This is a genomic window from Enterococcus sp. PF1-24 (assembly GCF_029893325.1).
GTDB lineage: Bacteria > Bacillota > Bacilli > Lactobacillales > Enterococcaceae > HY326.
This window is the reverse complement of record NZ_JARXWL010000016.1, coordinates 13,402-27,331: the sequence shown is the minus strand read 5'-3', so window position 1 is coordinate 27,331 and position 13,930 is coordinate 13,402. Positions and strand designations below refer to the sequence as shown.

Here is a 13,930-nt window from a genome sequence, read left to right as displayed (position 1 = left end):
CTCATCTATTAAGCTCTCTTTTAAGAAACGGTGTACAAATATCATACATTTTTCTTACTAAAAATACCATCAAAAATTATTTATTTTAGCTTCTTTTATACTTTTTTATATAAAAACAGCACTAAAAATTTCAGTGCTGTTTTAAAAGCTCTATTATTCTGTATAAAACATGATGGCAAAAGCGCCTTCACCGGTGTGAGTGGCAATTACGGGATTGGTATGCAAAACAGGAATCTTAATTTCAGGAAAAAGCCCTTGAAGACTCTGTTTAAAAGTTTCAGCTAAACCAGGCTCGCCAGCATAAGAAATACCGATGCTTTTTACATTGGTTAATTTGCTCATTTCTTCTTTCAAACCATCAAACCATTTCATAATGGTCTTGTTGCCACGACCTTTAGCGATTGTGATTAATTCCGCATCTTTTAAATCCATCACAACTTTGATATTTAAAAAATTAGAAATCATCCCAGTCACACGGCTGATTCGACCACCTTTAACTAAATTATCTAAGCTAGCTACGCCAATATATAATTTTGTATGTTGATGAATTTTTTCGACTGCTGCTAAAATTTCTTCCACACTAGCACCAGCTTCAGCTAATTTTGCCGCTTCAATTACTTGGAAAGATAAGCCTTGGTCAGTAAAATCACTATCAATTACAGTAACTTTACTATTAGTTAATTGACTCGCTTGGCGAGCAGACTCAACAGTTCCGCTTAGCATTTTTGTCATATGGATGGAAATAATTTCGCTGCCATCTTTGCCTAATTCATCATATAAATCCACAAATTCACCAATTGGTGGTTGACTAGTTTTTGGTAAATTTTGGGCTACTAGCATCATATCGACAAATTGCTTACCATCCAAATTATCATCATCACGATAAACGACACCATCAATCATCACGGAAAGGGGCGCAACGTGAATATTTAATTCATCTCTCAAAGATTTTTCCATGGTACAAGAAGAATCTGTTACAATTTTTACTTTTTTCATAATTTTTCTCTCTTTCTTCAACAAAAGCTCACTATTCATGATAGAATACTATTAAGGATTGATTCTACTGAAATATTTAGTATAGTTTTTTCTTTAATATAGAATATCTTGTTAATATCTAGTATAACAAAAACACGTACATTTTTCATCATTTAAATCTATTAATCTAGCTGCGGGAATTTAAAAAGTTAGAAATTAGCGAACTATCGCGTGTTAGCTTAAATTCTCTCCGCTCTAAAAATTAAGGAAGTTGATGCTATGAATTCATTAAAATTTACCAAAAAATATTTTATTGTCAATGAAGTTTTAAATGCAGTCACTCACGGAATCGGCGCTGGTTTAAGTATTGTTGGCTTAGTGATTCTTTTAGTTAAAGGGGCTCGTTTAGGCTCAGCTTTACATGTTGTATCCTATGCTTTATTTGGTGCGACGATGATTTTACTATTTTTATCTTCAACCCTTTTCCATAGTTTAATTTTTACTAAAGCAAAAAAAGTTTTTCAAGTTTTTGACCACAGCTCGATTTTTCTTTTAATTGCCGGTAGTTATACGCCTTTTTGTTTATTAAGCATTAAAAGCTGGTTAGGCTGGACTTTATTTGGTTTGATTTGGGCGCTAGCAATTAGCGGCGTGATTTATAAATCCCTGACACTTCATAAACAGGACAATGTTTCAAAGGTTTCTACTATCATTTATGTTGTGATGGGTTGGCTTTGTTTAATCGCTGCTAAGCCATTATGTACTTCCCTAGGTTTAACCGGAACCATCTTATTGGTTGGTGGCGGTTTAGCTTATACAATTGGTGCCGCTTTTTATAGCTTAAAGAGCGTTCGTTTTATGCACGTGGTCTGGCATTTATTCGTTATGTTAGGTGCTGGCTTAATGTATTTCTCAGTTTTATTTTATACTTAATCAGAAAAGCAAAGAAACTTGACTTGCACCCAAGTAAAGTTTTGTAGCTAGACAATCAGAAAAGCGGAAGTCACTTGTTCAGCTCCCGAGCAAAATGCAGAATCAAATTATAGTGGTGTTTTCTGCCACGAATTTTATTCTCATTTTGCCGAGAGGAGCTAGTGCCTGTAGCTAGACAATCACAAAAAAAGGACTTTTCAGTCCTTTTTTTATGGTCATTTTTTAGTTTTAGTCTACTCTTTGATAAGTTTCAAAAGAATGGGGATAAAGATTTTTTTCATCCACTTCTCCATCACTAACGCTCACCAAATGCCACTGGTCCCAATCAATTGTCGGAAAATAAGCATCGCCTTCAAACTCGCCAGTAATCACCGTTCGGTATAAAACTTTACAATAAGGTAATAATTCTTTATAAATTAAAGAACCCCCTGCCACAAAAGTAATGCCCTCATTGGCTTCACTATAGCTAATAACCGATGAAATATCGTGAAGAACAGTTGCTCCTGCCACTTGATAATTTAAATCAGTTGTTAAAATAATCGTTTCACGATTAGGCAATAAGCGACTGCCCATGCCTTCAAAGGTTTTTCGCCCCATGATAATCGTATTATTTTCTGTCATTTGCTTAAAGAATTTTAAATCATTTGGCAAATGCCATGGTAAATGATTCTCTTTTCCAATTAAGCCTTCTTCATTTTGTGCCCAAATAACAGCTAACATAATATGACTCCTTCAGTTTGCTTCTTAGTAAGTTAAAATTCCTTCAATTTAAAGATTTAAATTAAACCGCAATCGGTGCTTTGATTGTTGGATGGGGATTATAGTTTTCAATTTTAATATCTTCCATTTCAAAATCAAATACAGACTGCTTCTCTGAATTTAAAATCAATGTAGGCGCAGGCCGAACTTCCCGACTGATTTGTTCTTCCATTTGCGTTACATGATTACTATATAAATGAGCATCCCCTAAAGTATGCACAAATTCACCTACCGCTAAACCTGTTTCATGAGCGATTAAATGCGTCAATAAAGCATAACTAGCAATATTAAATGGTACGCCTAAAAAGACATCGGCACTTCTTTGATAAAGCTGACAGCTTAATTTACCGTCATTAACATAAAATTGAAACAGCGCATGACAAGGTGGTAATGCCATCGATGGTATATCTGCTGGGTTCCAAGCTGAAACCATTAAACGACGAGAATCAGGATTGGTACGAATCATTTCAATGACTTCTTTAATTTGATCAATAAAAGAACCATCTTGAGCTTCCCAATGACGCCATTGGTAGCCGTAAATATGCCCCAAATCACCATATTGCTCAGCAAAAGCTTCATCATTAACTATTTTATCACAAAAAGTGGTTAGTTCATGTTGATAAACTTCATTGAAAGCTTCATCAACTAAACATCTTCTACCAAAATCAGTCATATCAGGACCGGTATAGTCAGCACTTTTTACAAAGCGCTCAAAAGCCCACTCATCCCAAATATGATTATTATTTTGCAAAAGATAGCGAATATTTGTATCACCTTTTAAAAACCACAATAACTCACTTTTAATTAAGCTAAAAGGAATTCTTTTCGTAGTCAATAAAGGAAAACCTTGCTGCAAATCAAAACGCATTTGATGACCGAATAAACTATAAGTTCCGGTACCCGTGCGATCGCTTTTGTAATTTCCTTCAGCTAATAATTTTTTTCCTAAATCAAGATAAGCTTGCTCCAAGATGATTCCCCCTAGTTCATTAATCAAACATACTTTTAATACTATAACACTCTAAAATGAAATCGAAAACCTTTTTTTGTAACTGAGTTGCCAAGAGTTAAACAAATTCGCTTAAATACTCCCAACGAGCCATTTTTTCTTCTAAGGCTGTTTCACTATCAGATAATTCTTTTTGTAGCTCTTGCAGACGAACAAAATCATCCCCTTGATGATTCATCATTTCGCTAATTTCGGCGATTTTCTCTTCTAACTGGCTGATTTCATCTTCAATGGTTTGCCATTCCTTTTGCTCCATATAAGATAATTTTTTCTTCACCGTAGTTGCGGCTGGTGCAGGTGCTACCACTTTTTTCTCTTTAGCTACGGTTACTTCTTTTGTTTCTTGAAGTGTTGCTAAATATTCACTCATATTGCCAAAATAACTAGTGATTTCCCCGTTACCATTAAAAACTAACAACTTTTCAACTACTTTATCGAGAAAATAGCGGTCGTGGGAAACAGTAATGACTGCACCCGGAAAAGATTGCAGATAATCTTCTAAAATCGTTAATGTATCAATATCTAAATCATTGGTTGGTTCATCTAATAATAAAACATTCGGCTGTTGAATTAATAATTTTAATAAATACAAACGCCGTTTCTCACCACCGGAAAGTTTAGCGATTTTGGTGCCGTGCATAAAGCGTGGGAATAAAAAGCGTTCCAACAGTTCGGCTACCCCAATTTGACTACCATCAGCTTGTTTGGCTTCTTCCGCTGCCTCTTGTAGATAAGCAATCATGCGTTGTTCCGTATTCATTTTTTCATTTTCTTGCGTGTAATAAGCTAAATGAACGGTTTCGCCAATTTGATAATTACCTGAAGTTAACGCCAAGCGTCCTGCTAAAATATTCAGTAAAGTCGACTTACCAGCACCATTTTTCCCAGTAATTCCTAAACGCTCTCGAGCTTGAATTAATAAATCAAAATCTTTCAACAATACTTGCTGCTCAATTTGAAAATTGCCGGCATCAATTTCTAAAACTTTTTTCCCTAAACGCTGTGTGGCTAAGTTCATTTCCACTTTATCATTAGTTTTCACTTGATGAAGATTTTCTTTTAAATCTTCAAAACGGTTAATTCGGGCTTGTTGCTTCGTTCCGCGAGCTTGAACCCCGGCCCGAATCCATGCCAACTCTTGTTTGAAAAGCTGTTTACGTTTGCCCTCTTGCTCTTGTGCCACTCTTTCCCGATCACTTTTCGCTAACAAGTAAGCTTCGTAATTGCCTTTATATTCATGAAGTTTACCAAAGCTTAATTCAAAAATTCGATTGGTTACTCGATCTAAGAAGTAGCGATCGTGAGTTACCATTAATAATGCGCCACGATATTGATTTAAAAAGTTCTCTAACCATTGAATTGCTTGATAATCCAAGTGGTTGGTTGGTTCATCTAATAATAATAAATCTGGCTCATCAATTAAAACTTGCGCTAAACCTACCCGCTTTTTTTGGCCACCAGACAATTCACCAATTTTTTTGCCTAACTCTTGAATCCCTAATTTTTGCAAAATAATTTTCGCGTTAGTATCGGTTAACCAAGCGTCTTTTTCATTCATAGCCTCTTCCGCTTTAGTGTAGCGTTTTTGATTAGCTTCATTGCCTCCAGCTTTTTCCAAAGCTAACAGGGCGGCTTCATATTCACGAACCGTTCGAATTAAATCATTTTCGCCTTGAAAAACCGCTTCTAAAACAGTTTGTGTTTCATCAAAAACCGTAGCTTGTGATAAATAACCAATCCGATAATCATTGGCCACTTGTAGTGCTGAAGTATCGCCGTCACCACTATCCTTGCCCGCTAAAATATTTAATAAACTTGTTTTACCAGTTCCATTGACACCGATTAAGCCGATGCGGTCTTTTTCATGTATTAAAAAAGAAATTTTATCAAAAAGCGTTTTTTCGCCATAAGTTTTTGTTAAGTCAGTTACTATTAATTCTTTCATTATTTTGTTCTCCTTAGCTGCCAAAGCAGTTTACTCACTTCAATTATTATAACAGAAAACCAGCAATCTAGCTTTAATGGTTTTCTGTTATCAAAAAACACCGCAGAAAATTGTTTTCTGTGGTGTTTTTATTGATGATTATAACAATGGTGAAATTAAGCGAGCTAAACCTTCTTTTAATTTAATGAAGAAGCTACGTTTTTGATATTTTTCCATCGTTAATTTCTCTGAAACTTTACTATCTTGATAAAAAGCCTGACGAACTTCTTGCGCCATCTCTTCATCGTAAATAATACAATTGGCTTCAAAATCTAAGCGGAAAGAGCGCACGTCAATATTCGCTGAACCAACTGAAACAATGCCACTATCAATAATCATCGTTTTAGCGTGCATAAAGCCATTTTCATAAGTTTCAATTACTGCGCCATACTCTAACAGCTCAGCTGCAAAAGAGTAGGTTGCCCAATAAACTAAAATATGATCTGGTTTGTTAGGAATCTGCAAATGAACTTTAACCCCTGATAATAATGCCATTTTTAAAGCTTCATGAATGGATTCATCAGGAATATAATAAGGCGTTTGAATCAAAATTTCTTCTTTAGCCATAGTAATCATTTTTAAATAAGTCATACGAATTTGTTCATGCTCTGAATCGGGACCACTAGTTACCATTTGAATCGCCCGACTGCCTTGTGATTGAATAAAAGGAAACAAATCAGGTTGATAGCGAATCTCTTGGGTATTTTGTGAGTTCCAATCCATAATAAAACGGTTTTGTAGAGAATAAACACTTTCTCCATGAATCCTTAAATGATTATCCCGCCAATAGCCGAATTTTTTAACTAATCCTAGATATTCATTCCCGATATTAAAGCCACCAGTATAACCCACTTGACCATCAATCACGACAATTTTCCTGTGATTACGGTAGTTAATGCGTGGATTAACAAAAGGCAAAAATAAAGGAAAGAAAAAAGCCACTTCGCCTTTAGTAGCAATTAATGGGGCAAAAAATTTCTCATTAACTTGCGTTGAACCCCACGCATCTAACAAAACACGGACTTTGACCCCTCGTTTAGCAGCCGCAACTAAAGCATCTCGAACTTCAATCCCTAAATCATCATTCCGATAAATATAATATTCCATATGAATATGATTTTCAGCTTTAGCAATATCGCGAATTAGCGCATCAAATTTTTCCCGACCATCAGTAAAAAGTCGCACATCATTTCTTGTTGTATATAAAGAACTCTCATAAAAAGTTAACATATAAATCAATTGACGTGGATCAACTTGACCGGTACTAGGATGTGGAAATAGCCCTCTATTCAAGGCTTCTTTCTGTGTCTCCATCTCGACATTCATCCCAATTTTCTCTTGCATCTTCAAATCAAAAATTTTATCTTTGGAAATCCCCCGACCAAAGAAAATATACAAAACAAAGCCTAAAATTGGAATAAAAAATAAAACCAACAGCCACGCCCAAGTTTGAGCGGTTTCTCTGCGTTCTCGAAAAACAATGACTAGGGAAAATAAAATATTCCCTGCAATGATAATCCAAGTTAAATTTTCAACAACAAAACTCATCATTCACCTCACCCAACAACTTTTTCCTAATTAAAGCATACCCAAACCCTTTAGGAAAGTAAAGAAAAGCGAGTGGCACAATCAAGCTTTAACTTCCGTTTAAATCAAACCTTACAAGTAATCCGGTCAAATTTCCGACGAGACCCTACTAAACCACAAAAGCGATTTTTGGTAATGTTTGATTTATAACGGAGTCGGCTTTTGTCCCACTCACTAAATTGTCACAAATTAAATTTTTAAGAATCTTCGCATTGAAATGACTGAACCAATTGAACCAATTAGCATACCAATTACTACTAAAAAGCCACTAATCATCAATAAAAATTCAGCTGGTGCTAACATTTCATATTTCAACATTACTAAGTTAGGATTAATCACGTCATAAGCTACCCGATAACCAAAAATCATGATTAACACTGGAATAATTGCGCCAAACAAGCCAATCCAACCACCTTCAAGGAAAAATGGCCAACGAATATAACCGTTTTTCGCCCCAACAAGTCGCATGATTTGAATTTCTCGTTGACGAGATAAAATCGTAATCCGAATCGTGTTTGAGATTAAGAAAATCGCTACAAAAATTAGTAAAGCAGCAGCGGCTAATCCCCACGTTTTCACACCGTTTGATAAAGATAAGATTCTTTCAGAGCTGACACCACCATAATCGGCTTTAAAGACATGTTGCAACTTAGCAGCTTCTTCAGCAATTTCAACTGTTAAAGCCGGATCATTGGCACTGACTACAAAAACATCATATAAAGGATTACTATCCCCGTCAAATAAATTGAAGGCATCGCCAAATTTACTTTGTAGTTTTTGTAACTCATCTTCTTTGCTTGAAAAAATAACAGTTTCAACATTTTTAAGGTTGCGTAGTTCATACTCTAAATTATCAATTTCATTTTGTTCTGTTCCTACATCAATAAAAACTGAAACATCAACATTACTTTTAACATCGTCAGCTAATTTAGTTGTATTCATAATAATAGCTAAAAAGATACCTACTAAGGTTAAAGTAATTGTTACCGCACTGACTGAAGCAATCGTCATCCAGCCGTTACGTTTTAAACTTTTCATACTCTCTAATAAATGACGAAAAAATGTACTAATCATCGTATCCGTATTCTCCTTCCGCCTGGTCACGTATAATCCGACCATTTTCAATTGCGATTACGCGGTGGCGAATTGTATTTACAATTGTACTATTATGTGTTGCCATAACAATTGTAGTTCCTTGCGCATTAATGCGATCTAACAACTTCATGATTTCCCAAGAATTTTCAGGATCTAAGTTTCCGGTTGGTTCATCGGCAATCAACACTTTAGGGGTATTTACAATCGCTCGTGCAATTGAAACCCGTTGTTGTTCCCCACCAGAAAGTTCACTTGGAAAAACGCGAACTTTATGTTTTAAACCAACTAAATCTAAAACTTCCATTACCCGTTTTTTAATTTCTCGCGGTTTACGACCAATAACTTGCATTGCATACGCAACATTTTCATAAACAGTTTTCTTAGGTAATAGTTTGTAATCTTGGAAGACAATCCCAATCTCACGACGTAAAAGTGGTACTTCTCGGTTTTTAATTCTTATTAAATCATGGCCCGCAACATTTAAGCGGCCTTTTGTCGCCTTTTCTTCACGATACATTAATTTGATAAATGTAGATTTACCAGCTCCAGAAGGTCCTACTACATAAACAAATTCACCTGGTTCAATTTTAACCGAGATATTACGGATGGCTGTCGTACCATTAGAGTACTTTTTCATTACATCCTTCATTTCAATCATATGTTATCTCTCCATACTCTAGTAGCAAATGCAAAACGCATCTACTCCATTATTATAGCAATTCATTGCTCAATATTTGCATTATAGCATGTAAATATTGCATAGGGCTTTCAATATATTACATTTTTATATCATTTTCCTTCAAAAAATGACACACTTTATTTTAAAGTCATTTTTAAATAGGCATCAATAAAGCCATCCAAGTCCCCATCCATAACCGCTTGCACGTTTCCTGTTTCATAGTTAGTGCGATGATCTTTCACCATGGAATAAGGATGAAAAACGTAAGAACGAATTTGTGAACCCCAGCCGATTTCCATTTGTTCCCCTCGTAAAGCAGCTGCTTCTTGTTCTTTTTTCTCAATTTCTAGTTGATAAAGTTTGGCTTTAAGCATCCCCATGGCTTGTTCACGGTTTTTTAACTGTGAACGTTGCGCTTGGCTCGCTACCACCACGCCGGTTGGTAAATGGGTGATTCGCACCGCTGATTCCGTTTTATTAATATGCTGACCACCAGCACCACTAGCTCGATAAGTATCAATTTTCAAATCATCTGAATTAATTTCCACTTCAACCGTACCATCTAACTCAGGCATCACATCTAAGGAACAAAAAGAAGTATGTCGCCGACTGGCAGAATCAAAAGGTGAAATCCGTACTAAACGGTGAACGCCCTTTTCAGAACGTAAATAACCATAGGCATTGTGACCTTTAATTAGTAAAGTAACACTTTTAATGCCTGCTTCATCACCATCTTGATAATCTAAAGTTTCTACTTGAAAACCATGTTTATCAGCCCAACGCGTATACATTCTTAAAAGCATACTGCCCCAGTCCTGTGACTCAGTACCACCAGCCCCTGGATGCAACTCAATAATTGCATTATGACTATCATAAGGTTGATCTAGCAATAAAGATAGCTCATAGCTAGCAATTCGCTCTTGCAGCTGTAACAAGCGCTCCTCTAGCTCTATTTGTAAATCTTCATCAAACTCTTCTTGTTGCATCTCTGCCATTACTGCTAACTCATCAACTTCTTCTTCCAATTGATGAAATTGATCATAAGTTGCTTTATTGGCATTATTTTGATCGATGACTTTTTGGGCCGCCGCAGTATCATCCCAAAAAGTTGGATCAGCCATTTGACTTTCGGCTTCAGCAATTGCTTCTTCTAAACCTTCTAAGTCAAAGAGACCTCCTAAAACTTATCATCTGTGTTGCCATGGTTTCTAATGAATTACGAATTTCTGAAACTTCCATCTTGAAAACCACCTTTCTTTTTACTTGCTTTCACTATTTTACAGAAAAAAGAGAGAATGAAATATTATTAAACTACTTAACATCCCATCCTCCCCTTTAAATTCAGCTATTAAATTATTAATCTAAAACACGTTTATCGTCTATTCGTTACGACCGTGACAGTTTTTGTATTTTTTACCACTACCACATGGACATAAATCATTGCGACCGACTTTTTCAACTTTAACTGGTTTTGATTTGGTGTTGACGTGACTGTTAGCAGCAGCGTCTTCACTAGCTATCGGTTGAACTGGTTGACCTGTAGCGACTTGTTCCCGTTGAACATTTTGACGTAACTCAGCCTTCATAAACAAGCGAGTAACTTCATACTCAATGGCACCAACCATATCTTCAAACATTTGGAAACCTTCTGTTTGATATTCAACTAATGGGTTATTTTGTCCGTAAGAACGTAAACCTACTGATTGACGTAATTGATCCATCGCATCAATATGATCAGTCCATTTCGCATCAACTACTCGTAAAATAACAACTTTTTGGAACTCAAGCAATTGCTCTGGACCATTTAATTGCGCAATTTTAGCATCATAAGTTGTTTGAGCTAAATCATTAATATATTGTTTGATTTCAGCAGCAGTTTTACCAGCTAAATCTTCTTGTTTGATCTTATCTTCATGAACTAAAGCATTACTAGTAAAATCAACAATGCCTTTAATGTTCCAATCTTCTGGTTTTTCGTTTTGAGTATGGCTGTCAACAACCCGCTCAATCGTACGATTAATCATGTTGATAACCGCATCAGATAGACTGTTTTCTTCCATGATTACTGATTGACGCTGACGGTAAATAACTTCCCGTTGTTCCCGCATAACATCATCGTATTGTAAGACGTTTTTACGAGTATCGTAATTATTACCTTCAACTCGTTTTTGAGCGCCTTCAACTTGACGAGTAATCATGCGACTTTGAATTACAGCATCTTCTTCATCAATCTTCATACGTTCTAAGAAAGATTTAATTCGATCTGAACCAAAACGTTTCATCAAATCATCTTCTAAAGACAAGTAAAATTGAGAAACACCTGGATCTCCTTGACGACCAGAACGGCCTCGTAACTGGTTATCAATCCGACGTGATTCATGACGTTCAGTACCAATAACAGCTAAACCGCCTAATTCAACCACACCTAAGCCCAATTTAATATCGGTACCACGACCAGCCATGTTAGTGGCAATCGTTACTGCCCCTTTTTGACCAGCGTTCATGATGATTTCAGCTTCTTTAAAGTGGTTTTTCGCATTTAACACTTCATGAGGAATTTTTTCTTTATTTAGCATGTTAGAAATTAATTCAGAAGTTTCAACTGCTACAGTACCAACTAAAACTGGTTGGCCTTTACGATAGCGTTCTTTAATATCTTGAACTACCGCTTCAAATTTACTTTTCAGTGTTGGATAAAGTAAATCTTGACGGTCATCCCGCATAATCGGACGGTTGGTTGGAATTTGAATAACTTGCATATTATAGATTTCACGGAATTCTTCTTCTTCCGTTTTAGCAGTACCAGTCATCCCAGATAGTTTTTTATACATCCGGAAGAAGTTTTGGTAAGTTACTGTCGCCATTGTTTTTGTTTCATCTTCAATTTCAACAGCTTCTTTAGCTTCAATCGCTTGGTGTAAACCATCAGAATAACGACGGCCATCCATAATCCGACCAGTAAATTGGTCAACGATTAAGACTTTACCTTCTTGAACCACATAGTCAATATCTAATAACATAATGTAGTTAGCTCGCAAAGCTTGTTCTAAATGGTGAGTTAACGCTGTATTTTGAATATCATATAAGTTTGGTAAGCCAAAGTTTTCTTCCGCTTTTTCAATACCAGCTTCTGTTAAAGCAATTGTTTTAGACTGTAAATCAATATTATAGTCTTCTTCGTCTTTCAAGCGTTTCACAAAATTATCAACTCGTGTATAAAGCGCTGTTGATTTTTCAGCTTGACCTGAAATGATTAATGGTGTTCTTGCTTCATCAATTAAAATTGAGTCAACTTCATCGACAATTGCATAGTTTAACGGACGTTGAACCATTTGATGACGATAAACAACCATGTTATCACGTAAATAGTCAAAACCTAATTCACTATTTGTACTATAAGTAATGTCGCAGTTGTAAGCTTCTCGTTTTTCTTCAGGACTTTTAGAGTTGATGTTTAACCCAACTGTTAAGCCTAAGAAATTGTATAACTCACCCATTTCATTTGAGTCACGAGTTGCTAAGTATTCATTAACAGTAACAACGTGAACCCCTTCACCAGTAATAGCATTTAAATACACTGGCATTGTCGCTGTTAAAGTTTTACCTTCACCAGTTCTCATTTCAGGAATATTACCATCGTGTAAAACGATACCACCCATTAACTGAACATGGTAAGGATATAAACCTAAAACACGCTTCGCTCCTTCACGAACAACCGCAAAAGCTTCAGGTAATAAACTATCTAATGTTTCACCGTTTTTATAACGGCCTCTAAATTCGTCAGCTTTGCCTCTGATTTCTTCATCACTTAAAGCTTCCATTTCACTTGCGTGACTTTCAACCTTATTGGCAATCCCATCCAAACGCTTTAATTCTTTTTTATCATTTTCAATCATCTTTCGAAGAAAATTCGCCATGTCTTTTATTCTACTCCTTACTGTCTAATACAAACTATTAATTTTTCCGTATCTGAAAACAGAATCTCCAAACTATTCTATCATTACTTTCGGAGAAATGAAACATTTTTAAGCTATCTAATTGCTATATATTAAGAAAAAATCAAAAAAACGACTAAAATACTGCTAGTTTTGAAGTAAATAGCCACACTTTAGGCTAACTACAACTAAACTTTGCTAGAAAAATAACTATGTAGGTGGTGATTAACTGTTATCATACCTGAATCATGAATAGACTAACTAATCCCACAAAAAAGAAAAATGATTATCCAAATAAAATAGAATAATCATCTCTCTTTTAAATTAAACTTTAATCAACTGAATTAAATATAGTTAACTATTAGTTAGTTTCAATTAAACCATATTTACCATCTTTACGACGATAAACAATGCTGGTGCCATTTGTTTCAACATCTTCAAAGATAAAGAAATTATGGCCTAACATATTCATTTGCAAAACAGCTTCTTCGCTATCCATTGGTTTCAAAGATAAACGTTTTGTACGAACGATATCTAATTCTGAAGAAGCATCTTCTTCCACTTCATCATCAATAGAAAATGAAACTGGTGGTACTTCTAAAGCCGTTTCGCGAGATTTACGATTAATTTTTGTTTTAAATTTACGAATTTGGCGTTCTAATTTATCAACTACCAAATCGATACTTGCATATAAATCTGGTGATGTTTCTTCTGCACGAAGCACTAGGTAAGGAAGTGGAATTGTTACTTCTACTTTTGCAGTTTTTTCGGTATAAACCTTCAAATTAATATGGGCTGTTGCTTCTGGTGCATCAGAGAAGTAGCGCTCCAATTTACCAACTTTTTTCTCCACATATTCACGAATTGCTTGAGTAACTTCGATATTTTCTCCGCGGACATTGTATTTAAACATAACAATTTCCCCTTTCTGCTCTGCCAATAAAGAAAATTAAGGACCACTCTTAGTTTTCTTC

General features: G+C 35.5%; 11 protein-coding genes. 1 reads left to right on the top strand and 10 read right to left on the bottom strand.

The window, feature by feature from the left end; all coding sequences use genetic code 11:
* Positions 1 to 153: 153 nt before the first annotated feature.
* Positions 154 to 996 (bottom strand): DegV family protein, encoded by an 843-nt coding sequence (locus M2139_RS08410; protein WP_280738409.1) that lies wholly within the window; start codon positions 994 to 996, stop codon positions 154 to 156.
* A gap of 258 nt (positions 997 to 1,254) precedes the next feature.
* Here M2139_RS08410 and M2139_RS08405 point away from each other — a divergent pair, with 258 nt between their 5' ends.
* Positions 1,255 to 1,908, top strand: coding sequence for a hemolysin III family protein (locus tag M2139_RS08405; protein ID WP_280738410.1), 654 nt, complete (start codon positions 1,255 to 1,257; stop codon positions 1,906 to 1,908).
* Between the two features lie 228 nt (positions 1,909 to 2,136).
* Here the strand turns inward: M2139_RS08405 and M2139_RS08400 are convergent, their stop codons facing one another.
* The 9 genes from M2139_RS08400 to raiA all read right to left on the bottom strand — a co-directional run bounded on the left by M2139_RS08400 (position 2,137) and on the right by raiA (position 13,869).
* Positions 2,137 to 2,628 carry a dihydrofolate reductase gene (locus M2139_RS08400; protein ID WP_280738411.1) on the bottom strand — a complete coding sequence of 164 codons (492 nt, stop codon included), beginning with the start codon at positions 2,626 to 2,628 and terminating at the stop codon, positions 2,137 to 2,139.
* A gap of 61 nt (positions 2,629 to 2,689) precedes the next feature.
* Entirely contained in the window at positions 2,690 to 3,637 is a 948-nt protein-coding gene (locus M2139_RS08395) for a thymidylate synthase (RefSeq protein ID WP_280738412.1), read from the bottom strand.
* A 97-nt stretch (positions 3,638 to 3,734) separates the two neighbouring features.
* On the bottom strand, positions 3,735 to 5,621 hold the full coding sequence (locus M2139_RS08390) for an ABC-F family ATP-binding cassette domain-containing protein (protein WP_280738413.1): 1,887 nt from the start codon (positions 5,619 to 5,621) through the stop codon (positions 3,735 to 3,737).
* Between the two features lie 138 nt (positions 5,622 to 5,759).
* On the bottom strand, positions 5,760 to 7,208 hold the full coding sequence (gene cls, locus M2139_RS08385; protein ID WP_280738415.1) for a cardiolipin synthase: 1,449 nt from the start codon (positions 7,206 to 7,208) through the stop codon (positions 5,760 to 5,762).
* A 228-nt stretch (positions 7,209 to 7,436) separates the two neighbouring features.
* The gene (ftsX, locus tag M2139_RS08380) at positions 7,437 to 8,321 is read right to left on the bottom strand and encodes a permease-like cell division protein FtsX (RefSeq protein WP_280738416.1); all 885 of its coding nucleotides are present in this window, start codon (positions 8,319 to 8,321) and stop codon (positions 7,437 to 7,439) included.
* The gene (gene ftsE, locus M2139_RS08375) at positions 8,314 to 9,000 is read right to left on the bottom strand and encodes a cell division ATP-binding protein FtsE (RefSeq protein WP_280738417.1); all 687 of its coding nucleotides are present in this window, start codon (positions 8,998 to 9,000) and stop codon (positions 8,314 to 8,316) included. Before ftsE ends, ftsX begins: the two co-directional genes overlap by 8 nt.
* Before the next feature lie 158 nt (positions 9,001 to 9,158).
* A protein-coding gene (gene prfB / locus M2139_RS08370; protein ID WP_280738418.1) for a peptide chain release factor 2 occupies positions 9,159 to 10,260 on the bottom strand; the annotation gives its coding sequence in 2 pieces (ribosomal slippage) (positions 9,159 to 10,187 and positions 10,189 to 10,260; 1,101 coding nt in all).
* A 140-nt stretch (positions 10,261 to 10,400) separates the two neighbouring features.
* The gene (gene secA, locus M2139_RS08365; protein ID WP_280738419.1) at positions 10,401 to 12,938 is read right to left on the bottom strand and encodes a preprotein translocase subunit SecA; all 2,538 of its coding nucleotides are present in this window, start codon (positions 12,936 to 12,938) and stop codon (positions 10,401 to 10,403) included.
* 379 nt (positions 12,939 to 13,317) lie between these two features.
* Positions 13,318 to 13,869 carry a ribosome-associated translation inhibitor RaiA gene (gene raiA / locus M2139_RS08360; protein WP_280738420.1) on the bottom strand — a complete coding sequence of 184 codons (552 nt, stop codon included), beginning with the start codon at positions 13,867 to 13,869 and terminating at the stop codon, positions 13,318 to 13,320.
* Positions 13,870 to 13,930: the final 61 nt, after the last annotated feature.

Bases quoted from the DNA above. Each gene is read 5' to 3' on its own strand.
- M2139_RS08410 (WP_280738409.1), bottom strand. From the start codon at position 996: ATGAAAAAAGTAAAAATTGTAACAGATTCTTCTTGTACCATGGAAAAA.
- M2139_RS08405 (WP_280738410.1), top strand. From the start codon at position 1,255: ATGAATTCATTAAAATTTACCAAAAAATATTTTATTGTCAATGAAGTT.
- M2139_RS08400 (WP_280738411.1), bottom strand. From the start codon at position 2,628: ATGTTAGCTGTTATTTGGGCACAAAATGAAGAAGGCTTAATTGGAAAA.
- M2139_RS08390 (WP_280738413.1), bottom strand. From the start codon at position 5,621: ATGAAAGAATTAATAGTAACTGACTTAACAAAAACTTATGGCGAAAAA.
- cls (WP_280738415.1), bottom strand. From the start codon at position 7,208: ATGAGTTTTGTTGTTGAAAATTTAACTTGGATTATCATTGCAGGGAAT.
- ftsX (WP_280738416.1), bottom strand. From the start codon at position 8,321: ATGATTAGTACATTTTTTCGTCATTTATTAGAGAGTATGAAAAGTTTA.
- ftsE (WP_280738417.1), bottom strand. From the start codon at position 9,000: ATGATTGAAATGAAGGATGTAATGAAAAAGTACTCTAATGGTACGACA.
- secA (WP_280738419.1), bottom strand. From the start codon at position 12,938: ATGGCGAATTTTCTTCGAAAGATGATTGAAAATGATAAAAAAGAATTA.
- raiA (WP_280738420.1), bottom strand. From the start codon at position 13,869: ATGTTTAAATACAATGTCCGCGGAGAAAATATCGAAGTTACTCAAGCA.